Here is a 23,669-nt window from a genome sequence, read left to right on the forward strand (position 1 = left end):
ACTGTCTAAAGTTTCGGTAGGTGCTGGTGGGGGAAAAGCGAAGGAGAGACCTCACCAGGTTGTCCCAAACGGGACAGCCGATCCTTCTGGCCAAGGATGGAGGTGAGGCCTCTCCATGAAGGACGTGATTCGCCGCATCGGGGAGATCACCCTGCAGCTTGCTCGGGTTGTGGAAAAGGCCCTGTGGGAGGCTCCGGACTTTCGAGCGCTGGAGGTGGCCGTGGTCCGAGGGGCGCAGGAGGCCGCGCGGCAACTGTTGGTCACGGCTTTGGAGGCGCTGGACCGGCAGCTGATGGAGCAGCGGGACCGGCGGCAACTGAAGTGCGTCAATCAGCAACCGCGGAGCCTGATCACGTGGGTGGGTGAGATCCAGTGGGAACGACGGTATTACCAGGAGCGGCCGAGCGGCGCACGGCGGTTCTTGCTGGATGAAGTGCTCGGGCTGGCGCCGCGGCAGCGATACTCGCCGCTGGTGCAGGAGTTCGGGATTCAGCTGTGCACCCAAGTGCCGTTTGCGGCGGCAGCGGACTGGCTGGAGCGGGTGAGCTGCGGGGCCGTGCGGCTGAGCGCCATGGCCTTGTGGGCGGATGTGCAGGCGGCCGGGGCCCGAGCGGACGAAGCGGCGAAGGCGCAGCGGGAGGCGGTGTTTGAGCGGGGCGAGATCCCGCCCGGGAGCCGGCCGGCGGCCGCCGTCGACTTGGAGTTTGACGAGCTGTTGGTGCGGGGCCGGCGGCGCGGGCCGGATGGGCAGAAAGAGCGGATTGCGCTGATGCATGCGCTGGCGTATGAGGGCAAGGCGACGGACGCGCGGGGGCGGACGGTGCTGAAGAACCGGCGGGTGCACGTGGCCGTGGGCGAAGGGACGGCGTCCATCGAGGAGGCGCTGGCGGCCTTTGCGGCGGAGTGGGACTGGGCCCGGGTGGAACAGTGCACGGTGGGTGGGGACGGGGCGCCGTGGATCCGCAAGGCCCTTGAGTACCTCCCACAGGCTTCGTATCGCCTCGATCCGTTCCACCTGAAACGGGCCATGCGGCGGGGACTGCAGCACGACGCGGAAGCCCACCGGCAGCTGGCGGCGGCCCTGGCCGAGGGGAAGCCGTGGCGCGAGGTGGAGACGATCCTGGATGCGGCTCGCCGGCGGGCGCGGGGTGAAGCGCGCGACCGCGTCCAAGAACTGAAGCAGTACTTGAAGAACCACTGGGACGGCATCGTGGCCGACGCGAACGCGCGGCGGCTCGGTGCGATCGAGGCGGAGAACTACCACGTGCTGGCCCGGCGAATGAAGCGGCGCGGGGCCGCGTGGAGCGAGCGAGGGGCTCGGCACCTGGCCCGGCTGTTGGCGGCTCGAGCGAACGGGGAGCTCGATCGCTACGCGCGTCCGGTCTGGCAGCGCCGCCAGGCGCCACCGGTGGCCCCGACCCCGCAAGGCCGGCTGTTCGGGCAGCGCCTGAGCCGGAGCGACGTGGAGGATGTCGCCCAGTGGCTGCGGGTGCGGATCCCGGCGCTCTACGGACCCCATGCGGACCGCGAGTGGGTGAAGGCGCTGCGGCATCTGGCCGGCCTTTCTGTGGCGTGACCGGAACATGGGTCGGGGGGATCCACCTACCGAAGCTTGATGCAGTCCCCGCCCCCTCTTCGGCTTGCGGACGGAACATACGTTTGGTATCCTGGGAAAAGGAGGATGATCGGGCCGATGCAGGCGACCTTCCAGACGAAGATTCAAGACCGGTCGGTTTACCCGGCCCTGGACGCCCTCGCCGCCCTGTACGGTCGCCTGCTGCGCCGGTTGTTCGTCGATCTCTACGTGCGGAAGCGTCCCCTTGTCGAGTGCAAGCGGGAATCCATTGCTCGCTACGGCATCACAGCCCGCTACTTCAACGCGCTGGCCACCGAACTCAAGGCCAAGGTGAAGGCGGCGGAGGAAGCCCATCGGCACCATCTGGCGCACCTGCGCGGGCAGATCCAATCCACCGAACGAGCCATCGCCAAGCTCCACAAGCAGGAGAAAGCCTTGGCCTCGGGCAAGGGGCGCTGGGCGACCCTTTCGCCCGAAGAGCGGGCGGCGCGTCGGCGTCGGGTCCGGTTTCGGCTGCACCAGAAGAAGCGGCGGCTGGCGATGCTGCGCGCCCGCCTGGAAGCGGCGGAAGCGCGGACGGGATCGCCGCCGATTTGCTTTGGCTCGCGGCGCTTGTTCCATCGGCAGTTCCACCTGGAGGCGAATGGGTTCGCTTCCCACGACGCATGGCGCAAGGCATGGCGCGATGCCCGCAGCCAAAGCTTCTTCTGCCTCGGCTCCAAAGACGAGAGGAGCGGCAACCAGACGTGTTCGCTCTTGGGCGACCGCTTGCGCCTTCGGGTGCCCAACGCCCTGGCCGGCCGCTTTGGCCGGCATGTTTGGCTGCACGGCGTCCGTTTCCCCTATGGACAGGATGTCATCCTGGCGGCCCTCGCGTCCGGGCAAGCGATTTCCTACCGCTTTGTCCGGAAGAACAGCGCCTGGTATGTCTTCGCCACCACCGAACGGCCCGCGGCCCCGATCACGACATCGCGAAGGGCGGGCGCCCTTGGTGCCGATCTGAACCCCGACCGGCTGGCCGTGGCGGAGGTCGACCGCTTCGGCAACCCGGTGGCGGCGCGCGACATCCGACTTCCGCTCCAAGGCAAGCGCCGGGAGCAAGTGAAGGCCATCCTGGGCGATGCGGTGGCGGACCTGGTGGCATGGGCCAAGGGCGCCGGCAAGCCCATCGTGGTGGAGCACCTGGACTTCCGGGAGAAGAAGACCCGTCTTCGAGAAGACGACAAGCGATACGCCCGCAAGTTGTCCGCTTTTGCTTACGGCAAATTTTACGCCCTGCTCATGGCCCGGGCCGCCCGGGAAGGCGTGGAGGTGCTCCGCGTCAACCCGGCCTTCACCAGCGTGATCGGCAAAGTCAAGTTCATGGCCCGGTACGGGCTGTCGCCCCACGCGGCCGCGGCGGTGGCGATTGCCCGCCGGGGCCTGGGCTTTGGCGAGCGCTTGCGCTCCGGAACCGCCCGCCCTCTACCCGCGAGGAATCGAGGGCGGCACGTCTGGAGCGATTGGCGGCGCATCGCCCCGTCGGTGCGCGGCAAGCGGGCGCACCGGCTCTATGAGCGGTCCTCCGAGGACGCCCCAGGTCGGGGGGAACCCCGATCCACCCGGGCACCGGCGGCCTCAAGGCCGCACGGCCCCGGGTGCGATGGTCTGGCTTGGGGTCCGGGGTGCGATCCCCCGGCGCGAATCGTCGGGAGCACTGTTCGCCCGGCGTCATAGGTGGATGCAATAAACGCCTATGTTTTGAGGAACGGTGTTTCACCGGTTCCATCCGTGTGACCCGGTCGGCCCGCTCGATTACCTTGGACGGCCGTGGAGTTCACCACCCGCGTCACCCCCATGTGGATCTCGTACCCTTCCAACTCCGCACCGGCGCATTGGTCCCAGAAGCCGGACCCGCCGGGGGCCACATGCACTGACCGGCGGCGCGTGGTCTTGACGGGTTGCAGCTCCGCCCCTACCGGTAGGTAAGCGAGCCCCCTCACCTCGCCAATGCTTGCCTCGGCCCCGCGGGGATCGCGGACGCGCAGACCCAGCATCTGGTACCCGGCGCACATGCCCATCAGCGACGCCTCCCCACCACCGCCCGGGCGATGGCCCGGTCCAAGCCGTTGCGAAACAGCCATACCAGGTCTTCCACGGTGCTTTTGGTTTCCGGCAGGATCACGGCATTGGACTGCCCGAGCTCGTCCGGCGACGCGACGTAGCGGACACGCACCCCCGGCTGGGGCGGGGCAGGCGCACCACGGCAAGGTCCAGGACCGCCGGTTCCCCCACCTCCCCGCGCCCGCCCCCGCTTCCCAGATTGCCTGCCCTCGCGCTGTCTTGCCGGGCATCCTCCAGGGCGAGGGAATCCTCCTCGTCCATCGCCAGCTCCCGATACGGTATAACGTCGACGACGGGCCGGCCCGTCCCCCTCCCCAGCCACTCAATTCCCGGAGCAACGCCGGGTCGCCGCGAAAGTTTTGATGTTGAACCCGGTCACCCGCCGCCGTTGGGAGGGGGTAGCAGGTGACGTCCTAAACTGTCTGTAAACGCGAAGCGGTCTGGGCTACCATCGGTGGCGTCGGAAAACTCGCCCCAGCTGGGGCACACCGAGGAGGACCCAGACCTATGTCCAGGATACCACCCAGCCAGCAGTTGGCGGAGCTGGCCCGGCAGCTGGCCGCGCAGGCCCGGGAGGGTACTGAGGTCGAGGACCTGACCCATGCCCTCGTCCGCCTGGGCGCCCGCAAGCTCATCCAGGAGCTGCTGGAGGCAGAGGTCACGGAGCTTTTGGGGCGCGGACGCTACGAGCGGCGCGAGCCTGGCCAGGAAGGCGCCCGCAACGGCTACAAGCCGCGGACGCTGCGTTGCGCCGAGGGGCGGCTCGAGATCGACGTCCCCCAGGTGCGGGGCATGGAGGGACTGTGCCAGCCCACGCTGTGGAGGGCCCTCAAGCGGCGGACGGACGTGCTGGAGCGCCTGGTGGTGGAGATGTACGCCCGGGGCCTCTCTACCCGGGACATCGAGGATGCGCTGGCGGAGCTGGCGGGCAGCGAAGCGCCGCTTTTGAGCCGGTCCACCGTGAGCCGGATCACCGAGGCGCTCCACGAGGAGTTCGAGGCCTTTGCCCAGCGGGACCTGTCAGGCCTCGACGTGGTGTACCTGTTCGCCGACGCCATCTACGAGTCGCTGCGCCGGCAGGCGGGCTGCCGTGAGGGCATCCTGGTCACCTGGGCCATCTTGAGCGACGGCAGCAAGGTGCTGGTGCACCTGAGCCTGGGCAACAAGGAGCGCTACGAGGACTGGCTGGAGCACTTCCGGGATCTGGTGCGCCGGGGGCTGAAGACGCCGCTGACGGTGACGACGGACGGGGCGCCGGGGCTGATCCAGGCGGTGGAAGCCATGTGGCCGGAGGCGGAGCGCATCCGCTGCTGGGTGCACAAGATGCGGAACGTGCTGGACAAGGTGCCGGAGGAGGCGCGGCCCGTGCTCAAGCCCTACCTGGAGGCGATCCGGGACGCACCGGATATCGAGCAGGGCCGGCGGCTGGTGGCCGAGGTGGTGGAGCGGTTCGGGCGGGAGTATCCCTCGGCCATGCGGAGCCTGCAGGAGGACCTGGAAGCGAGCCTGGCGCACCTGCGGCTACCCGCCGCCCACCGCAAGCATGTCCGGACCACCAACCTGGTGGAGCGCAGCTTCGAGGAGGAGCGGCGGCGCGCCAAGGTGATCCCGCGGTTTCGGAGCGAGCGGGAGTGCCTGAAGCTAGTCTTCGCCGTGCTGTGGCGGGCGAGTGAGCGCTGGCGGCGGGTGCAGTTCAGCGAGCACGAACGAAAGCAGCTGGAGCGCTACATCGAGGAGCGGCAACGGCAAAGAGCGGCGCAGAAAGAGGTTTCACCCGCTGCCACCGTGGCATGACCCAGACCGCTTTTACAGACAGTTCGGGACTTGACCGGGGTAGCAGGGCCAGGGTGCCGACCAGGGCGGCGAAGACCCCGCTCCGGTCGATATCGCCCACCAGCAGGCCGGGGGCAGCGGCCCAGGGCCACGCCCAGGCTAGCCAGGTGCCGGTCCCGCAGGTTCGCCTCCACCAGGCTCCCCGCTCCCTCGAGCACGATTAGGTCGTACCGGGCGGCTAGGCGGTCATAGGCCTCTCGGGCGGCGCGCCAGGCGCGAGCGAAAAGCTCCGCCCGGTAGGCCCGGGCGTCCCAGGCGCCGATGGCTTGGCCCAACAAGACCTCCTCGCGGCGGTCGCCCGCTGGCTTGAGCAAGTTGGGGTTCATCTCGACCTCGGGCTCGATCCCGGCCGCGACGGCCTGCAGGGGGACGGAGCGGGCGATCTCCCGGCCGTCGGGCATGACGTAGACGTTGGGCGCCGTATTCTGAGCCTTGAAGGGTGCCACGCGCAGGCCCCGCTTGGCGAAGGCGTGGCACAGGCCAGCCCCAAGCCAGGTCTTGCCCACATGTGAAGGCGTACCCAGTACCATCAGCCGACGAGCACGCCGCAACGGTTACGCCCGCCTTTCAGCCTGGGCCTGTTTCATACCGCCGCTTCGGATCACTTCGGAGAACGTTACCGCTCCCGCCGAGACGTCGAAGCGGCGTGGACCGTTACCTTTCGCCGATCGGCGCCCGACGAGTGCGCGATGTTCCAGGCCAGGTTTGTAGCGTCGACCAGCACCCTTCCTTGCTGATTCCGGTCTGCGTGGACGCTGCCACCGCCAATCCATTGCCAGAAGCGAGAGCGGCCGAGGGGCGTTCACGGCGCTTCCACGGGCATGTGCGTGCGACCTGCTTCTAGCCCTGCCTCGGCGCCTTGGAGAACGGCCCGGGGGAAGCGGTGCAAGACGGGCTGGGCCCCGAGCACATCGTGGAGCCACACAGGAGCATCGCCGACCGCGGAGTATCGCCGACCTCGTGCGCTGGTACCAGCGGTGGGACGGCGTGTCGCCGCATGCGTTTCATCAGGCGACAGTGAAGCATCAGTCCGGGAGAAAGTGGAATGGCGGTGGGCGAGTCCGCTGACGGAACCGGGGCCAGGCCCGTACCGGTAGACTTCTGAGCTACCGAGTCGGACAACCCATCGGACCCGGGCGGAATAGTCGGCGGAAGACGCTCGCACGATCCGCGCGGACCTTCTTCCTTGCTCCGGCCTCGGGCCTGTCCCGCACCGAGGCCAGCTCGATCATGCTTCGTGGGGCGAGCCAGAGCCCAGTTAGAGAAGCGTATCAAGCACGGGATCCTCCGGATCCCGGACTGCCAGAAGGCCAACGGTGCCCGCGACCGTCCAGAACAGGCCACAGCCGTGCCTGTGCGCCATCGCGCGGCTCGCAATGTGAAGAGTTCACGGTGAGGAGGGTCGACCGGCTCGGCCGCCGGCTTTCTGCGCGGTGTGTTGGTTAGCAGGGTGGAACCGGTGCCTGTGGAGTTCCGATGCAGGGAAACGTTGTAGTCGGCCGGCCGGGGGGGCCGCGCGACTCCATCAGGCGGAGCCGGGGTTCTGGGGTCTTCTGCTGTCGGTGTGTTGGGATACGCCTCGTCGGCCTTGTTGCGGGCGAAACGTGTTCGGCCTGGGACAGGCTGGGTTCTCGTGACAGCAGCACATGCTGACCGGAAGGTTGCCGGTTGGCCTGGGCGTTGCGATCCGGGCACGAGTCGCATCCGAGGGGTGACGGGGCAGGGAATCGTTCCAGCGGAATGGCGGGAAACGCTGCCGCCACCTGCCAGCAACAAAAGACGCAAAGCCAGACTCCCAAATCGATAAAAATTCTTCAGACAGGACCCACACGTTTCCCGACGAAATCCAGGACGCGGGGGATCCTGCCGTGCACCTCAAGGGAATGCTGGAACAACTCGAGGCCTACTGGCTCTTTCAGCGGCACCTGCGGCCCTCGACGGTCCGGGCATATCGGAGGGAAGTGGTCGCGTATCTGCGCTGGCTTGAGGAACAACCTTGGGGCACCGACTGGATCGAGAAACTCCGAGCGGTCGATGAAAAGATGGCCGCCAACTACATCAGAACCGCGCTAAGTCGTCGTCCGGCGGCCCATAGGGCAAACCAGGTGCCCTCCTTCCTCCGTCGAAAGATCTACGCACTGCGCTCCCTTTATGAAGGCCTTAACTGGATGGGCGTCCGGGTCGCGAACCCGTTTGCCCGCCTGCACCCGCCGGCGGACGACCGCTTGCCGGGTTATCTCCTCCCGGCAGAGGTCCGGCGCTTGCTTGCTGCCATCCGAGAGGGGCGGGGGCTGACGGAGCGGGAGCGGGCGTCCTTTGAATGGACGGGCCCGCGGGATATGGCGATTGTCGTGCTGGCGCTTTACCAGGGCCTTGCGCTGCGGGAGATTTGCAGCTTGGACATCGACGACGTCGATCTTACGGCAGAGCAGCTGCGCGTCAAGGGGCGGCGTCACCTGCTCCCCCTACACCCTGTGAGCACCGAGGCCCTTGCGGCTTATCTCAAGGTTCGCCCGCCAGCGGCCACCGTCGCCTTGTTTTTAACCCGACGAGGCGAACGTGCGTCGGCCCGGACCGTCGAGCGCATCGTCGCGACGTGGGCCGAACGGGCAGGCGTCCGGGCAAACCCTAAGCTCCTGCGTAGCACGTTTGCGGCTCACCTCACCGCTCAGACCTCCCTGGAGACCGAGACGTTAGCAGAACTCCTCGGGTACCGAAACCCTCAGCATGTGGAGCGGTACCGGCAAGCAGCCCTCGAGATCAAACGTCAGGCCCTGCGGAAGCTAAGTTACGATTGGTAGATGCGGAACCGCCGTGGCGTCCCCCGTGCGGCCGCAGACGAGAAGATCGTCGCTGTCGGGATTCCGTGGACCGCTGCTTAGCCGCTCCCGCGCCGGGCGCCCGGGCGGTCGACGATGCGGAACAGCGGCTCGGCCGAACAGGCTAGCCCAGGAAGACCGCGCCTGCCGTACGCTTCCCTGTGCCCCATCCGGAACAGCGACGCCTGCCATTGCGGCCCGACGGATGCCGAACGTCTGCGGCTGAGGCCTCCCCGCGAGTGACGTCGGTTGATCCGGGGCCACCAGATCATTGTCGTCCTCTAGGGCGGCCCGGCGGGATGCGTCGCTTCGGTCGGCTTACATCAACCACGGCCCAGACGGGGTGTGAAGCTGCGTAGTCCTAAGCGTGTGTGCCTGGAATGGTCCAAATCCGCCCGCCCCGGGGGCGCCGTGGCGGACGGGTGCGAAAATCTCCGCTCGTTGCGAGGATTCTTGTCTTTCCATCGTGTCAGTTTCCACGTTCAAGGGCGGCAGGTTCAGAGCCGCAGGTTGCGATCTCCTTTGGCCACGAGACCGTGTGAGTCGGCACCGGCGGTGCCCGCCCATCGCTTCCACGTGTGCCGTGAAAGCGCTTCGTGCATAGAAACCGTTGGTGCATGCCCTACCGTTCATTCCGGATCACCGGGGCGGCTGAAAGCTCCACGAGGACGAGCAAGGACTTCACGCATGCGAGCGAGGGCCTCGCCCAAGACCGAACCGGACAGCGGGCCTGGATCACCGTGGCGGGGCCGGCGACGATGCCAGCTGCTTCAGCGTTGCAGAGAGTACATGGACCGCGATGTTACAGGACTCGGACGGTGACCGCCGACTTGCTTTGCTGATCCGGTCGACGGCTTCCCACAAGCCGGGGTAGATCCGAATAAACAATCGGGTTCCTTCCTGATCGAGCCGCGGCCGCGCCTGCACGCCAAAAAGATACAGCACTCGGCTCGCGCGATCGTCCCGCGGCGGCAACTCCGGCAGGGACGCCGTGGACGCGGCTTCGTGGAGCAAGAGCTCCAGGGCCATCCCGAGGAGCTTGTACGCTTCCATGCGCGTCTCGGAGCGAAGCTGCTCAATGGTGGACCGGTATTCGGGAAGGAGGTAGACGCCAACGAACTGCGTGGCCCCAGCGTCCGTTGCACTGCGCCGCTCCATCCACCACCGGGCGCGTTCTCTAAGAAATTCCCCGGCACGCCGGCTCGGTCCCGTCCATTCGCGATGCGGCACCCACACAACCGCCCCCGGGTCCGGGATTTCCAGTGCCATCGCCCGCCCGGGGAATGCGATTCGAATCCTACCGTCGGCCTCCTGTGGAGGCGATGACGCCCGTTTGCCGGCCCGCTCGTCACCGTCACCGTGCGACACCCCAGGCCTCCCTACTCTGACACCGGTCGGCGACCTTGCAGCGGCGTCGGACACCGTGTCTGATGGCGTTTCTGATACGGTTGTGCGTGATCCGGTGTGACCGTCATGAGGCGTGTCCATTGGCGCGTCCGACGATTCGTCCAACACTGGGTCGGCATCCGTTTGCTCAACCGTAGGTGCCACTGTGTTGTCTACCGTGTTCTCCGCGGAATTTGTCGCGGTGGTCGACGCTCTGTCACCAGCGGCGGTTAATGCCGTGGTTCCATCGGTGTCCAAAGATGTGTCGTATGCGGTGGTGTTCACGGTGTCCGATACCGTGTCATTCGGCGTGCCATCTGGCGCGTCAGATCCGGCTTCTAAATGCTGTACGGATTCACCCTGTAGGCGTCTTTCCCTAGCCGACACCGTTTCGCCAACTGTGGTCCCGGCCGTATCATCCGTCGTATCGGCCACCGCATCGAATGCCGTGTCGACTACAGTGTCTACACGGCTCTGCGAACCCGCATCAACATCTGTATCTCCATCCCTGGTTGCCGTGTGGGGAAGTGCCTCTCCCGACCCCGACGCGTGGCCCTTTGGCACCACTGGTTCTGACGTATCCACCGCCGTGTCTTCCACGGTGGCCGACACAGTGTCTCGCTCGCGCAAAGAAGAATCGCTACTGGCCAGTCGCGCTACAAGCGCTTCCGCCTCACGTTGGAAATGCCGTACCATCAGGATGATTGCATGGCCGCGATTCGCTGGCTCGTAACCGTGTTCGCGGAGGAACGTCTCAAGCACCTCGTACGGAAGGGAAGCCAGCCGATCCTGCAAGTTTTCCCGAGCTACCTGTTGTCCCCGCCAGCTTCCCACGAGGCTCTTGATGCCGCTGCGCCGTCGCCGCGAACTCATCCGACGACCTCCTTCTTCTGCGCTCCGCTACGCCCAATTCGTTCCACGCGCTCCAGGAACTCTTCGGCCAGCGCCAGGAAATCCTCGCTGGCCCGACTCTTCGGCGCATAGTCCAAGACGGACATCCCCTGATCTGTCGCCTCTGAAATCGCCACGTCCGACCGCAGCATCGTCGTGAAGACCAGCGAGCCCTTCTTTTCCCGCACGGCCGCCGCAACCTCATCCCGCAGCCCGGCACGATGGAGGCGGTAGTTCAGCACGTACCCAATGCACGGCGCATCATGCCGCGGGATGCGCAGCAGATCTTCGACAAGCTGCTCAAATGTATCGAGCCCCTGCAGCGCGAACGGCTCCGGTTCCAGCGGGATGATGTACGCGTCGGCCGCCAAGAGACCGATCGTCGTCAGCGTTCCGGCGGAGGGCGGCGTGTCCAAAAGGACATAGTCAAAGGGTTCTTCTACAGTCAGAAGCTCGTTCAACCGCTCCCGCAGGGTCCCGTAGAACTGCCCCAGCACTTCTTCCATCGCTGACGCACCGGCCCGGATCTCGCCCGCCGCGATCTTGAGCAGCAGGACGTTGGCCGCGTGGTCAATCTCGTCGCCCGAGTCGTCCATCGGCGCGAGCCACAGACGCTCGTCCTCTGTGGCCGGCAGGATGATCTCCTTCAGCGGCCGGCCCGGTGCATCCGGTGCGAGCTGCCACAGATCCGCCACCGTCAGCTCATACCGGTTGAGCCCCGGCTCCTCTGCCGAAAACCCCAAGTGCCGGGTCGCATTGCCCTGCGTATCCAGATCGATCACCAGCACGCGGTCCCCCGTCGCCTTGGTGATGGCTCGTGCCAGGTTTACCGTGACCGTCGTCTTCCCGACCCCACCCTTCCGATTGGCGACTGCGATGACCTTGCCCCGCTCGACGTTCCCGGTCTGCAAGAGCAACTGCCGCAGGGGCACCATTCCGGGCCCTTTGTGGCGCTCGATGGCTGCGAGCACCTCGTCCTCGTAGAACCGAGGCTCCCCTTTCGGGGTGCGAAACATCGAGATCCCGTACGCGGCCAGGTCGCCGGACTCGATCCATCGGTAAATCGTCTGCCGGCTGACACCGAACAGCCGCGCTACGTCCGAAACCTTGATGGGCTTCCGTTTCCGATGATCCATCTGGACCCTCCCCCCACGGGTGGAGCATTTCGCCGCCCAGGTCGTATTTCCTCCGAATGTTGCAAATGTGACAAACCGCGGCAGGATTCGGGCTCCCCGGTGGCGAATGGACAGCCAGCAGTTGGTTCTACTCCCTTCGGTTTGGCACGCGGTGGCGCGACCGCCCGTCGTGCCACCGCCCCTGCTTCGTCCGTGCCCGGATCGCACCCACCATGCGATCCCGTCGACCATGGGGGGAGGAGGGGACGGACGCAAGCGACCGACAGCAAAACGGCCGGTTGCACCGCAACCGGCCGTACGCAAGGGGTGACCCGACAGACCACCGAACGACGAATCGACAACGTGCCGCCCGCCTGGTGGGGGGACCAGGCGGTGCGGCCCGCATACCCGATCACCGCCGGGGACCGCCAGCGTGGAATCGGGCATCGATCCGCAACCGCCGCTTAAAACCGCAACTGCGGCGGTCTAGGGGTTCTTTCACTTGATTCGCGGTCGAGGTCCAGATTCCTGCAGGCGGCCCGCGCAGGAGGGAGGGACCCTTGTGCCGCCTGCCGGTCCGACCGAACTGCGTGACGGGCGTCGACGCCACTGGTTTTGGGCTCACAACGCCATCTGGGACGTGCCCGACCTCTCCGCACACGCCATCCTGGTCTACCTCTACCTCTGCCGCTGCGCCGACGCGGGCGGCACCTGCTGGCCGTCACGAAGCACCATTGCCCGGGCGTGCCGAATCTCCAAGGACAGCGTCGACCGCGCCATCAAGCAGCTCTGCGAGCGGGGCCTCCTCATCAAAGAATCCCGCCAGGGCCCCGACGGCGCCTATGCCTCCAACCTATATACGATTCTCGATCCGCCGGCTCCGAACGAGGCGCCGGAGCCTCCCCCTAGCCGCACACAGCGGCCACCCCTAGCCGCTCTCAGCGGCTACCCCCGGCCGCAGGGTGCGGCCACCCTAGCCGCAGGCAACGGCTACCCTAGCCGCAACGAGCGGCCCGAAGGACAACCCATTGAAGGACAACCGAAGGAACAACATCATCCGGTCTCCGTACCAAGGGCCGCACGCCGCGATGATGATGTCACCTTGGCACTCTCTGTTCTGACTGCGGCCAGAACACAAGTCGCTGCGAGCGCTGAATCTGCGACATCGGATGCAGCCGCCGCTCACCTCGCTGCAGCGTACCGCCGGACCACGGGCGGCACGCTGACCGAAGGCGAAGCACGCCAAATTGTGGAACGCTATGGCTTAGCCTATGCGCTGGAAAAGCTCGAGCTCGTAGCGTGGCAACAAAGCCAGGGCGGTTTTGAGCGGGGCCCGAAGGCGTACTATCTCGCTGCCCTCAAGGGCGACTGGCGCGTCGAGCCGCACGTCCCAGCACGGATTCAAAAACGGCAGGAAGCGGAGCGTCGGCAGGAGGAAGAGGCCCGGAAGAGGGAAGAGGAACGCCAGCGCATCGAAGCCGAAAAGCGTCTGGCGGCCGCCCTTGACGCCTTGATCGACACGCTCCCCGTGGAGGAGCGTGTCCGCCTGGAGGCGGAAGCGGAGGCGCGGGTACGGCAGCGCACCAGCGACAAGGTGCGCTCGATGATTCCGGTGCATCGGCTGCTGGTACAAGTGGAGATGCGGGCACTCGCCCGGAAGCGGTACGGCAACCGCTTGCAGGATCCTGGTCTGGAGGCAGGCTCATGAGCCGCAAACGCGGAGGTCTCGGCCGAGGTCTCGAAGGGCTGTTGCGCGGCATGGACTCGGAAGGCCACGGGATGGTCCAGGAAGTGCCTGTGGCGGCCATCCGTCCGAATCCCTACCAGCCCCGGAAGCATTTTGACGAGGCGGCGCTCGACGAGCTCGCTGCCTCGATCCGTCGCCGCGGGGTCCTTCAACCGGTGCAGGTCGTGCGCGAAGGTGACGGCTACATCCTCATCGCCGGCGAGCGCCGGTGGCGGGCCGCGCGCAAGGCCGGCCTTGCAACCATCCCGGCCGTCGTACGCGACCTGGAACCCGCGGCCTGGACCGAGGTGGCGCTCATTGAAAACCTCCAACGCGAAGACCTCAACCCGATTGAGGAGGCCGAAGCTTACCGCCTGCTGCACGAAGAATACGGGCTCACTCAGGAAGCGATCGCCGAGCGGGTCGGCAAGAGCCGGCCGCACATCGCCAACATGATGCGTCTTCTCCAGTTGATGCCCGCGGTTCAGGATGCCGTCCGGACCGGCCAACTCAGCATCGGCCATGCAAAGATCCTCGCCGGTCTTCCGCCCGAGCTCCAGCTCGAGCTTGCCGCAGCCGCGATCGAAAAGGGATGGACGGTTCGCCATCTCGAACGGCAGCTGGCCGCACGATCCGCCTTTGGACCGCGCCGTGAGACTGCATCCGCCGCCGCGCGTGAATCGGGCCTCGAGCCGTTGATCCGGAAGCTCAAGGAGGCCCTGGGCGCCGAGGTGACCTGTCGGCCGCGCGGTGCAGGCTGGCGACTTGTCATCGATATCCCGGACCGTGCGATGCTTGAACGCCTGCTGGAAGTCTTGCAGGACCACAGCCCCGAGGATCGAGCGACGGGCCCCGGATGAGGCCGTGGGATCGTTCTATCCAACGACGATCCAGGCAGTTCGCGACGAGGGCTCGCGGGGAGGATAAGACCGTTCGGCAATGGCGAGGATGGGTACGGTGCAAAGTCTGGTTCCCTCTTTGCAATCTGCTGCCCCTGGCGGCATCGTTACGGGCTCCGACACCAATGCCCAGCTTTTTCTTCTTCAATGCCAGGTAACAAGGTGTTCTCGGCTGTGGTGTTGCCTCGCCGACGGCGGCGGAGAGGTGTTGGACCGGTCACCGGGTTGATGTTCTCCAGGTGGTCACGCGGAGCTACGTAAGTGTCCGACGTGGTGGTGCGAAGCGCCGCGCGGTAGGGCCCGAAGCCGGTGGCCCGTGACAAGAAAGGTGACCGGCGGCTCCCCTTTGGGTTGGCCGTAAAACAGCTCAAAGGGAGGGCTGCTCACCGGTGACCGCTGCTTTCAAGCTGGCACTTCTCGCTCGATCTTTTGCGCAAACACCAGCGAGCGCCCGAAGAAGTCGACGCTGGGCGGGAAGGATTGCGCTGAATGGCTCCGCAGCTCAAAGGGCTCGAGGTCAGTGAGCTGATCGGAAGGAGTAGGGCCTGTGAGGTGGGGCTCCGGGATCGCCGGTGGGTGGCCTGATGCGGCTATTCGCCATAGCGCCGGAGGGCCAGCGCCCGCATCTCGAACCGCAGGAGCGGCTCCGGAACGCTGGAGGTACCGAGCCGTTCCGCCAGGGCCTCAAAGGCCTGCCGGGCATGGGCCTCCCACTCGCTTGGCGGAAGGACGGCCAGCATCGCCTCGCTCTTTTGCAGGCGCTGCCGCAGGTGCGCTTCGCGCGCTGCCTGCTCCTCGGCCCGGCGTTGCGCTTACAGGACCGCAAGCTCGTCGCGGAGCCTGGCCATTCGCCCGGCCGGCCGTCGCTTCGGTGGCGGCGCGTAGCCGCCGTCGAGGGCGGCAAGGTAGTACGCAAGCGGCGGGTGCAAGCCGCCCCGCCGCAGGCGCCAGGCCAACGTTCGCAGCTGGCGCATGCACGCCACGAAGCCGTACTTGGCCAGCAGCTGTCGCGCCTGGGTCATCGGGATGGCGTCGGAGTGCGCCACCCGGTGCTTTTGGATGACCGCCCGGTAGGCGCGCTGGAGAACACGTGCAAAACGATCGGCATCATCGTCGTCGTCAGTTCGTTCGTGATCGGCCGGGGCGGCGGGCTCGGGGGCCGCAGCGGCTTCACGGTGCGCGGCAGCTGGAAAGACGACGACGATGTTTTTTTGTTTTTCCAGTCTCGTTTTTTCTTTTTGCGTTCCTGCGCAGGAACAGCGACACCGCTGTTCCTGTCCAGGAACAGCGACGCCGGTTCCCTGTTCCGGATCGGGAACAGCGACGGCGGGGCCGGAGGGGATGCCGAGCCGCTGGGCGACGTCCTCCGACCACCAGCTCGGCAGCAGCTCGGCAGGGACCGGTCGCGGCAGCGCCCCGCGGCGAACCGCGGCGTGGAATTCCTCCTCGGGCAACGGGTCGTTGACCCAGTACGTGTACTTCACCGCGGTGACGCGGTTGCCGCTTCGCCCCTCCACGGTGATGCGCTCGACCTGGATGTCGATGAGGCCCCAGGCCACGAGCTGGAGTTCGATCTGCTTGAGGCGGTCGGCACCGATCCCGCCGGCCTTTTTCAGGAACCGCTTGGTGGAGAAGGCGCGTTCCGCGAAGGTGTGGCGGGCATCCCGGTTGACAAAGCGGAGGAGCTGGGCGTAATAGCCTACACCTTGGAAACCGCCGATGTGCGGCATGTAGAGGTCGAGCAGCTCGTGGTAGAGGACCGAAAAACCGGCCCGGCGCTGCGGGCCCGGGCGGTAGACGACCTGGGCGAATTCGGCCTGGACGGCCATCGCGACCCCTCCTTGGGACAAAAAATTCCTTGACCCATCGGAGGGGCTCGTTTTAAAATAGCGCACGGGTGTGTGAGCCCGACTCCGATGGAGCGCTCCCCGATCTGCGGCCACAGATCGGGGTCTTTTTTTGGGCTTATCCGGTAACGAAAAAACCGACCTCGCGGCGGTCGGCTTCGGGGTTCGTAACTGCTGACCAAACTATCGTCAAATCTTATCAGACGTAGGCGAAACATTTCACCTCCGCCTCCTGTTCCTCTTTCGTGTATGGAACAGGCGTTTGGTATGATGAGAGAGGGAGGACACGCGGGCCATGCAGGCGACCTTTCAGACGAAGATTCAAGACCGGTCGGTTTACCCGGCGCTGGACGCCATCGCCGCACTGTACGGTCGCCTGCTGCGCCGGTTATTTGTCGATGTCTATGTTCACAATCGTCCCCTTGTTGAGTGCAAGCGGGAATACATTGCCCACTACGGAATCACAGCTCGCCACTTCAATGCGCTGGCCATCGAACTCAAGGCCAAGGTAAAGGCGGCGGAGGAAGCCCATCGGCACCATCTGGTGAATCTGCGCGGGCAGATTCAATCCACCGAACGAGCGATTGCCAAGCTCCAAAAGCAGGAGAAAGCCTTGGCATCGGGCAAGGGCCGCTGGGCCGCCCTGCCGCCCGAAGAGCGGGCGGAGCGTCGCCGTCGGGTCCGCTTTCGGCTGCACCAGAAGCAACGGCGACTGGCGATGCTTCGCGCCCGCCTTGAAACGGCGGAAGCCCGGACGGGATTGCCGCCGGTTTGCTTTGGTTCTCGGCGTTTGTTTCACCGGCAGTTCCACCTTGAAGAGAATGGGTTTGCTTCTCACGACGAATGGCGCAAGGCATGGCGCGATGCCCGCAGCCAAAGCTTCTTCTGCATCGGATCAAAGGGCGAAATGAGCGGGAATTTGAATTGCTCGCTCATTGCCGGGTCCTTGCGCCTTCGCGTGCCAAACGCCTTGGCCGCTCGTTTTGGTCGCTGCATTTGGATTCACGGTGTCCGCTTCCCCTACGGGGATGATGTGATTTCGCGTGCCATCGCAACCGGGCAAGCGATTTCCTACCGCTTTGTCCGTAAGCGCGGTGTGTGGTATGTGTTCGCCACCACTGAACGGCCAGCGGCCCCGATCACGACATCGCGGATGGCTGGCGCCCTTGGCGCGGATCTGAACCCCGACCGGCTGGCCGTGGCGGAGGTGGACCGCTTCGGCAACCCGGTGGCGGCGCGCGACATCCGGTTTCAGCTTCAAGGCAAGCGCCGCGAGCAGGTGAAGGCCATCCTGGGCGATGCGGTGGCGGACCTGGTGGCATGGGCCAAGGGCGCCGGCAAGCCCATCGTGGTGGAGCACCTGGACTTCCGGGAGAAGAAGGCCCGTCTTCGAGAAGACGACAAGCGCTACGCCCGGAAGTTGTCCGCGTTTGCTTACGGCAAATTTTCCGCCCTGCTCATGGCCCGGGCCGCCCGGGAAGGCGTGGAAGTGATCCGCGTCAACCCGGCCTTCACCAGCGTGATTGGCAAGGTCAAGTTTATGGCCCGGTACGGGCTGTCGCCCCACGCGGCGGCGGCGGTGGCGATTGCCCGCCGGGGCCTTCGTTTGGGCGAGCGCTTGCGCTCTGGAACCGCCCGCCCTCTACCCGCGAGGAATCGAGGGCGGCACGTCTGGAGCGATTGGCGGCGCGTCGCCCCGTCGGTGCGCGGCAAGCTGGCGCACCGGCTTTATGAGCGGTCCTCCGAGGACGCCCCAGGTCGGGGAGAACCCCGATCCACCCTGGCACCGGCGGCCCCAAGGCCGCACGGCCCGGGGTGCGATGGTCTGGCTTGGGGTCCGGGGTGCGATCCCCCGGCGCGAATCGTCGGGAGCGCTGTTCGCCCGGCGTCATAGGCAGATGTAATAAATGCCTATGTTTTTAGGAACGGCGGCAGGAAGAAGAACCTCTCTGGCGTATACCATAGCCTGAGAGGCGGTCGCCCCCACCGACCGCCATCACCCACCGGGGCCGTGCTAGCACCACGGCCCTTTTTCTCTTCCCCTTTTCGGTGGGCGGAAGTTCCAATTTCAGCCGTTGCGTCTTTTCGCCGCCAATTTCGTGGGTGGGGGCCGACTGCGCATCCCCACGGGACGGGACCTCGCCGAGCGCAGGCAGCCGGATTCTACTGTCCGAGCGCCGCAACGGCTGCGCGGGTCCCAAAGTGGGCCCAAAGTGGGACCACTTTGGGCCCACTTTGGGCCCATTTGAAGCCGAAGCTTGCCCGTTCGCACGCTTTCTCCCGGCGGCACCGGGCCCAGTCTGGGCCCACGTTGGGCCCAGACTGGGGCCACTTTGGGCCCACTATGGGCCCAAACTGCGACATCGCGCGCGTTGCCGGACCGTTCCCCATGGGCATCCTGGGCCCATTCTGGGCCCAGATTGGCCCCACAATGGGCCCACTTTGGGCCCAGTCAGCTTCACCCCTGCGGCCCGTGACGCGAAGGGTCCCTTCGGCAACCCGGCTGTGAACCCACGGTGGACAAACCGCGGCGTTCATGTTGATTTTTTTCGGCATTTGTGATCCTGGCCCGGAAGCGAATCCAGCCCGTTGTGGCGCGGCCTCGCTTGCCCTAAAATTCTGCCGAATCCACGCATTGAATCCATGTTCCTCGGTGGAGCCGTACAACCCCTATGAAAAAATTGCGCAATGCAAATCCCGCTTCGTGCTATGCGTTACAAGGGTTCGACGAAATAAAATTCAGCGCGAACAGCGTAATCTTTGCATGAGTCAACTTTCAAATCAGCAATTGTTTCATTTTTTTGGGGAAAGGGTGCATCGAGCGAAGGGCCGTACGACAAGGGAATACGCCGATCGCTCGGACGTCTTTGTTCCGGCTTTCCGGCTTGTGGATAAGTGGCGTGCTTTATACATCTGGAGCCCGGAATTTTCGGGTTCGGCCCGGCGTTGGCCCCCGGCCCACGCCGGCCGCAAAGGCGAGAGGGAGGCTTGGGCGATGGCGTGGCAAAGCCTGTTGCGGATTCCCGAACCGATCCCGCCGTCCGTGACGTCTCGAACCGCTGCCGCCGCGCTCGTTGTACTGGACCGCCTCGCCGGAGCGAGCCGGGATCAAATTGCGGCCTTGACCGGTTCGGGAAGCGCTGGCGCATACCGGGCCCTGTCCAGCCTGGCCCGGGACGGCCTGGTCCTGGCCCCGCCGCGCGGCCGGGGCGAGGCGTTGTGGCGGCTTACGAGGGCGGGGCGAACCTGGGTGAGTCGGCTGCTGCCTGACGGTTACGTGTGGCCGGACCCGCCTGGACGGGGGAGGGGCGAGAACCTCCAGCACCGCCGGATGGTGGGCGACGTGCTGGTCGAATTGGCCCGGCGATATCCGGCATGGCCCTGGGTCTTCGCGTTCCGCTCGCACGGGCGCGGTGCGTTGAGCACGTATGGCGTGGTCTATGATCCGGACGCACGGGTGGATCTGCCGCGGGGGCAGCTGCTGATCGAAGTCGACCGGGGGACGATGCGCCGGCGGGGGCTTGAGGCGAAGTTTTACCGCCTGCGCGAGGTCCTCGATTACGGCGGTTACGGCTTGCAGGCGCCGCGGCGGCTTCTGTTCGTTCTGCACACGCCCAGTGCGGGCCGGATCCGGCTCATTCAGGAGCTGGCCACGACGTACCTGGAGCCGTATCTCATCGCCCCGCCGGCAGGGCAGCAGGACGTGCTGGCGCTGGACGTGTGGGTCGGGACCTTGGGGGAGGTCATCGACCGGTTTTCGCAAGAGGCGGCGTACTGGCTGGACCAGCCCGGCCCGGACGGGCGCGTGTCGCCCACAGCGCGTGTGCCCCACATGGGAGTGGCCGAGCTCGTGCTGGATGCGTTGACCGCTGCGGGAGTTCGGGGTTTGCACCTGGCCATGGGACGGGCGCCGGTGTTCGCGTGGCGCCAGCCGGGGATTCTCCGGGACGACAAGCAGGTTTTGCTGGTGCTTGACGGGCGGCGGTCAGCTGCCGTGGGCGCATGGGCCCGGTATCTTGAGCGCGCGTGCGCGGAGTGGGAGGAGCGGACGAACCGCCCGGCGCGGGGCCTGATCCTGCTGAGTCGCCCGGAAGACGGCTGGCAGGTGACGACGCCCCGGGTGTTCTGGACGACGCCCGATGCGTTGCATCCGCAGGGCGGCGTACGGTCGGCCGACGGGCGGCTGCAGCCGTTGACGGCCGTGTTCCCGTAACGACCGCCCGGCCCGGTCCGGGGCGAGATGGGTTCCCGCCCTTGACGCGACGGAGGGCGTGGCTCCATAGGCACGGTGCGGGGGACGGGGGCTGCGGGTGGCCGCCCGGTCCTGCCCGGCCCGGGGAGGGACGGGCGGTGGTGCTGGACGGTTCGCCATGCCTGGTGGGCGTTGCGATGGCGGGGGCTGACCATCCGAGTGCACGGTCTGCGGGCCGCACGGCTGGGGGCCGGGGGACGACTGTAGGGCCCGGCCCGTGGCAGCCCGGGATTGGAGGGACTGTCGGGCGCCGGCGGTGCGGCGCGGTCTTGGGCCGGGATGGGGCCTAGCCTGGGCGGGGTGTGAAGCGGGGTCTGGGGCGCTGCCGAGCGGCCGGACTTGCCCGGCCCGGCGAGCCGGCCCGGCTTGGTGTGCACGGAACCGGCGCGAGGCGGCAGACCCGGGCCGGGCGGTTCGAACCGGACAGATCCGTGGCGGCGACCCTGTTGCGGACCGGAGGGCTTTGGCTGCGGTTTGGGGCGGTTTTGGGGAGCCGACGTGACCTTCACGGGCGGCTTCGCCGTGCGCTGCGTGTGCAGGCGCATATGGCGACGCGGGATGGACCGTCGTTCCGGACCACGTGGTGACCCCTCCCCAGCCCCTGCGGGCGGATTTCCCTGGTGGTTTTCCATGGATTGCAGCTGCCGGGGTGGGAAGCGTCGTTCCCACCCTGGCGAGGCGGGTTGTCCTTGCGACAGGCAGACGCCATCGGAAACAATGCCGTCCATGCTTCAGCCCCGAAAGGGAGGATCGGCCGCGGGTGATCCACTCCACTCCACTAGGGTAGAGCCCGCCCGGTTCGGTGCAGTGGCGTCCTTTAACCGATGAAGCGGCACGTTTGGCATCCGTTCGGGGGCGGCAGCCCCAAGTCCTACACTCTAGACGACCGCAGGAGGCGCAGCCACGACATGACGATCCGGGCGTTGCGAGCACGGGCGATGCGCCGACCCTGAAAGGGCTGCGCCAGCGCTCGGACCCACCGATGACGAGCGTGGGCGTGGTGGGCAGGCCGGTGCGGACCGCGGTCTCCCCGGTGACCAGCCGACCGACGAACATCCGTCTTCCGCCGATTCTTCGCAGATTTCCTCCCGAGCTTGTAGGGTCGCCGGGCGTCGCCACGGCCCGATGCATCCCAGTGGTCATGGCGTTAAAGCGAGAGAAGGGCAGGCCACCGAGGATCGCCTGCGGGTGGGCCTCCTGCCAGCCATCCCGCAAGGTCCACGCCGCGGCCTGGAGGACCCTGGCCACCCAACTGCATGCCCAATCCCTGGACCCCCGGTGGTGCCGCTGGGGGGCTTGAGGAGAGCCAGGCCCTCGGGCCCCACGGTGGCGGCGGGCGGATCCGGCGGAGCATCGCCAAGGGGTCGCAGCCGCCAGAGGACGGGCTGTGACGGCCCGATCTCCGGCCCGTTCTTCTCCCACCGAGGTTTGAGGGGGTTCAGCACCTGCAAAACGATCGACGTGAACGCATTGACGCGCGGCAACAACGCGGTCCGATCCCGGGCCATTGCGTGCGGTGGAGCTGGGATTCGAGCTCCCGGGGTTGGAGAGGGTGTTGCAGCGCATCACCACGAGTTCAGCCTTTTGAGAGCCCCGGAATCCGCGACAGCGAACTAGGTAGCGAACCAGGTTGGGTGTCGTTCGATAGCATCAGGGCGAGGTCAAGTCCCGAACTGTCTGTAAAAGCGGTCTGGGTCATGCCACGGTGGCAGCGGGTGAAACCTCTTTCTGCGCCGCTCTTTGCCGTTGCCGCTCCTCGATGTAGCGCTCCAGCTGCTTTCGTTCGTGCTCGCTGAACTGCACCCGCCGCCAGCGCTCACTCGCCCGCCACAGCACGGCGAAGACTAGCTTCAGGCACTCCCGCTCGCTCCGAAACCGCGGGATCACCTTGGCGCGCCGCCGCTCCTCCTCGAAGCTGCGCTCCACCAGGTTGGTGGTCCGGACATGCTTGCGGTGGGCGGCGGGTAGCCGCAGGTGCGCCAGGCTCGCTTCCAGGTCCTCCTGCAGGCTCCGCATGGCCGAGGGATACTCCCGCCCGAACCGCTCCACCACCTCGGCCACCAGCCGCCGGCCCTGCTCGATATCCGGTGCGTCCCGGATCGCCTCCAGGTAGGGCTTGAGCACGGGCCGCGCCTCCTCCGGCACCTTGTCCAGCACGTTCCGCATCTTGTGCACCCAGCAGCGGATGCGCTCCGCCTCCGGCCACATGGCTTCCACCGCCTGGATCAGCCCCGGCGCCCCGTCCGTCGTCACCGTCAGCGGCGTCTTCAGCCCCCGGCGCACCAGATCCCGGAAGTGCTCCAGCCAGTCCTCGTAGCGCTCCTTGTTGCCCAGGCTCAGGTGCACCAGCACCTTGCTGCCGTCGCTCAAGATGGCCCAGGTGACCAGGATGCCCTCACGGCAGCCCGCCTGCCGGCGCAGCGACTCGTAGATGGCGTCGGCGAACAGGTACACCACGTCGAGGCCTGACAGGTCCCGCTGGGCAAAGGCCTCGAACTCCTCGTGGAGCGCCTCGGTGATCCGGCTCACGGTGGACCGGCTCAAAAGCGGCGCTTCGCTGCCCGCCAGCTCCGCCAGCGCATCCTCGATGTCCCGGCTAGAGAGGCCCCGGGCGTACATCTCCACCACCAGGCGCTCCAGCACGTCCGTCCGCCGCTTGAGGGCCCTCCACAGCGTGGGCTGGCACAGTCCCTCCATGCCCCGCACCTGGGGGACGTCGATCTCGAGCCGCCCCTCGGCGCAACGCAGCGTCCGCGGCTTGTAGCCGTTGCGGGCGCCTTCCTGGCCAGGCTCGCGCCGCTCGTAGCGTCCGCGCCCCAAAAGCTCCGTGACCTCTGCCTCCAGCAGCTCCTGGATGAGCTTGCGGGCGCCCAGGCGGACGAGGGCATGGGTCAGGTCCTCGACCTCAGTACCCTCCCGGGCCTGCGCGGCCAGCTGCCGGGCCAGCTCCGCCAACTGCTGGCTGGGTGGTATCCTGGACATAGGTCTGGGTCCTCCTCGGTGTGCCCCAGCTGGGGCGAGTTTTCCGACGCCACCGATGGTAGCCCAGACCGCTTCGCGTTTACAGACAGTTTAGGACGTCACCTCAGGGCGAGCTCGGTCTTCAAGACGAACCCCCAGGGTGGGTTCGCTCTCGGGCATACCCGATGGCCGACTCGTTCAGTCGGCTAGCCCCTGAGGAGCGAGTTCGGGCGGCGAAGTGGATGGCGGCACCAGGACGCG

16 protein-coding genes are annotated in these 23,669 nt (G+C 66.6%); 8 read left to right on the top strand and 8 right to left on the bottom strand.

What is annotated here, in order from left to right; translation table 11 throughout:
* Positions 1–115 precede the first annotated feature (115 nt).
* Positions 116–1,576 carry an ISLre2 family transposase gene (locus E1B22_RS12315; protein ID WP_135224670.1) on the top strand — a complete coding sequence of 487 codons (1,461 nt, stop codon included), beginning with the start codon at positions 116–118 and terminating at the stop codon, positions 1,574–1,576.
* 105 nt (positions 1,577–1,681) lie between these two features.
* Complete coding sequence (locus E1B22_RS12320) at positions 1,682–3,292, top strand: IS200/IS605 family accessory protein TnpB-related protein (protein WP_243123907.1); 1,611 nt, start codon at positions 1,682–1,684, stop codon at positions 3,290–3,292.
* A gap of 17 nt (positions 3,293–3,309) precedes the next feature.
* Here E1B22_RS12320 and E1B22_RS14150 read toward each other — a convergent pair whose 3' ends face one another.
* Together E1B22_RS14150 and E1B22_RS12770 are read right to left on the bottom strand one after the other, a co-directional pair.
* On the bottom strand, positions 3,310–3,699 hold the full coding sequence (locus tag E1B22_RS14150; RefSeq protein ID WP_371413505.1) for a hypothetical protein: 390 nt from the start codon (positions 3,697–3,699) through the stop codon (positions 3,310–3,312).
* Complete coding sequence (locus E1B22_RS12770; protein WP_167758991.1) at positions 3,636–3,791, bottom strand: hypothetical protein; 156 nt, start codon at positions 3,789–3,791, stop codon at positions 3,636–3,638. The genes E1B22_RS14150 and E1B22_RS12770 overlap by 64 nt, the downstream gene beginning before the upstream one ends.
* 395 nt (positions 3,792–4,186) lie before the next feature.
* On the opposite strand from E1B22_RS12770, the gene E1B22_RS12330 reads away from it, so the two are divergent.
* On the top strand, positions 4,187–5,473 hold the full coding sequence (locus E1B22_RS12330) for an IS256 family transposase (RefSeq protein WP_135224104.1): 1,287 nt from the start codon (positions 4,187–4,189) through the stop codon (positions 5,471–5,473).
* On the opposite strand, the gene E1B22_RS12335 is transcribed toward E1B22_RS12330, so the two are convergent.
* Entirely contained in the window at positions 5,404–6,063 is a 660-nt protein-coding gene (locus tag E1B22_RS12335; protein WP_135226171.1) for an AAA family ATPase, read from the bottom strand. The genes E1B22_RS12330 and E1B22_RS12335 overlap by 70 nt on opposite strands.
* 1,317 nt (positions 6,064–7,380) lie before the next feature.
* Here E1B22_RS12335 and E1B22_RS12340 point away from each other — a divergent pair.
* Entirely contained in the window at positions 7,381–8,313 is a 933-nt protein-coding gene (locus E1B22_RS12340) for a tyrosine-type recombinase/integrase (RefSeq protein WP_135226172.1), read from the top strand.
* A 753-nt stretch (positions 8,314–9,066) separates the two neighbouring features.
* Here E1B22_RS12340 and E1B22_RS12345 read toward each other — a convergent pair.
* Entirely contained in the window at positions 9,067–9,489 is a 423-nt protein-coding gene (locus E1B22_RS12345; RefSeq protein WP_135226173.1) for a hypothetical protein, read from the bottom strand.
* Positions 9,490–10,586: 1,097 nt separating this feature from the next.
* Positions 10,587–11,744 (bottom strand): AAA family ATPase, encoded by a 1,158-nt coding sequence (locus E1B22_RS12350; RefSeq protein WP_167758992.1) that lies wholly within the window; start codon positions 11,742–11,744, stop codon positions 10,587–10,589.
* Positions 11,745–12,285: 541 nt separating this feature from the next.
* Between E1B22_RS12350 and E1B22_RS12355 the strand changes: the two genes are divergently transcribed.
* A complete protein-coding gene (locus E1B22_RS12355; protein ID WP_167758993.1) occupies positions 12,286–13,431 on the top strand; it encodes a helix-turn-helix domain-containing protein in 1,146 nt (381 codons plus the stop codon).
* On the top strand, positions 13,428–14,309 hold the full coding sequence (locus tag E1B22_RS12360; RefSeq protein ID WP_135226176.1) for a ParB/RepB/Spo0J family partition protein: 882 nt from the start codon (positions 13,428–13,430) through the stop codon (positions 14,307–14,309). The genes E1B22_RS12355 and E1B22_RS12360 overlap by 4 nt, the downstream gene beginning before the upstream one ends.
* A gap of 629 nt (positions 14,310–14,938) precedes the next feature.
* Here the strand turns inward: E1B22_RS12360 and E1B22_RS12775 are convergent.
* Positions 14,939–15,088 carry a hypothetical protein gene (locus E1B22_RS12775; protein ID WP_167758994.1) on the bottom strand — a complete coding sequence of 50 codons (150 nt, stop codon included), beginning with the start codon at positions 15,086–15,088 and terminating at the stop codon, positions 14,939–14,941.
* 72 nt (positions 15,089–15,160) lie between these two features.
* On the bottom strand, positions 15,161–16,177 hold the full coding sequence (locus tag E1B22_RS12365; protein WP_135226177.1) for a hypothetical protein: 1,017 nt from the start codon (positions 16,175–16,177) through the stop codon (positions 15,161–15,163).
* A gap of 313 nt (positions 16,178–16,490) precedes the next feature.
* Between E1B22_RS12365 and E1B22_RS12370 the strand changes: the two genes are divergently transcribed.
* Entirely contained in the window at positions 16,491–18,089 is a 1,599-nt protein-coding gene (locus E1B22_RS12370) for an IS200/IS605 family accessory protein TnpB-related protein (protein ID WP_135226178.1), read from the top strand.
* A gap of 1,101 nt (positions 18,090–19,190) precedes the next feature.
* A complete protein-coding gene (locus E1B22_RS12375) occupies positions 19,191–20,408 on the top strand; it encodes a replication-relaxation family protein (protein WP_167758995.1) in 1,218 nt (405 codons plus the stop codon).
* Positions 20,409–22,142: 1,734 nt separating this feature from the next.
* Here E1B22_RS12375 and E1B22_RS12380 read toward each other — a convergent pair.
* On the bottom strand, positions 22,143–23,429 hold the full coding sequence (locus E1B22_RS12380; protein WP_135224086.1) for an IS256 family transposase: 1,287 nt from the start codon (positions 23,427–23,429) through the stop codon (positions 22,143–22,145).
* Positions 23,430–23,669 lie beyond the last annotated feature (240 nt).

The organism is Thermaerobacter sp. FW80 (assembly GCF_004634385.1).
Classification (GTDB): domain Bacteria; phylum Bacillota; class Sulfobacillia; order Thermaerobacterales; family Thermaerobacteraceae; genus Thermaerobacter; species Thermaerobacter composti.

Bases quoted from the DNA above. Each gene is read 5' to 3' on its own strand.
- E1B22_RS12315 (WP_135224670.1), top strand. From the start codon at position 116: ATGAAGGACGTGATTCGCCGCATCGGGGAGATCACCCTGCAGCTTGCT.
- E1B22_RS12320 (WP_243123907.1), top strand. From the start codon at position 1,682: ATGATCGGGCCGATGCAGGCGACCTTCCAGACGAAGATTCAAGACCGG.
- E1B22_RS14150 (WP_371413505.1), bottom strand. From the start codon at position 3,699: ATGGCTGTTTCGCAACGGCTTGGACCGGGCCATCGCCCGGGCGGTGGT.
- E1B22_RS12330 (WP_135224104.1), top strand. From the start codon at position 4,187: ATGTCCAGGATACCACCCAGCCAGCAGTTGGCGGAGCTGGCCCGGCAG.
- E1B22_RS12345 (WP_135226173.1), bottom strand. From the start codon at position 9,489: ATGGAGCGGCGCAGTGCAACGGACGCTGGGGCCACGCAGTTCGTTGGC.
- E1B22_RS12350 (WP_167758992.1), bottom strand. From the start codon at position 11,744: ATGGATCATCGGAAACGGAAGCCCATCAAGGTTTCGGACGTAGCGCGG.
- E1B22_RS12360 (WP_135226176.1), top strand. From the start codon at position 13,428: ATGAGCCGCAAACGCGGAGGTCTCGGCCGAGGTCTCGAAGGGCTGTTG.
- E1B22_RS12775 (WP_167758994.1), bottom strand. From the start codon at position 15,088: ATGCTGGCCGTCCTTCCGCCAAGCGAGTGGGAGGCCCATGCCCGGCAG.
- E1B22_RS12365 (WP_135226177.1), bottom strand. From the start codon at position 16,177: ATGGCCGTCCAGGCCGAATTCGCCCAGGTCGTCTACCGCCCGGGCCCG.
- E1B22_RS12370 (WP_135226178.1), top strand. From the start codon at position 16,491: ATGCAGGCGACCTTTCAGACGAAGATTCAAGACCGGTCGGTTTACCCG.
- E1B22_RS12375 (WP_167758995.1), top strand. From the start codon at position 19,191: ATGGCGTGGCAAAGCCTGTTGCGGATTCCCGAACCGATCCCGCCGTCC.
- E1B22_RS12380 (WP_135224086.1), bottom strand. From the start codon at position 23,429: ATGTCCAGGATACCACCCAGCCAGCAGTTGGCGGAGCTGGCCCGGCAG.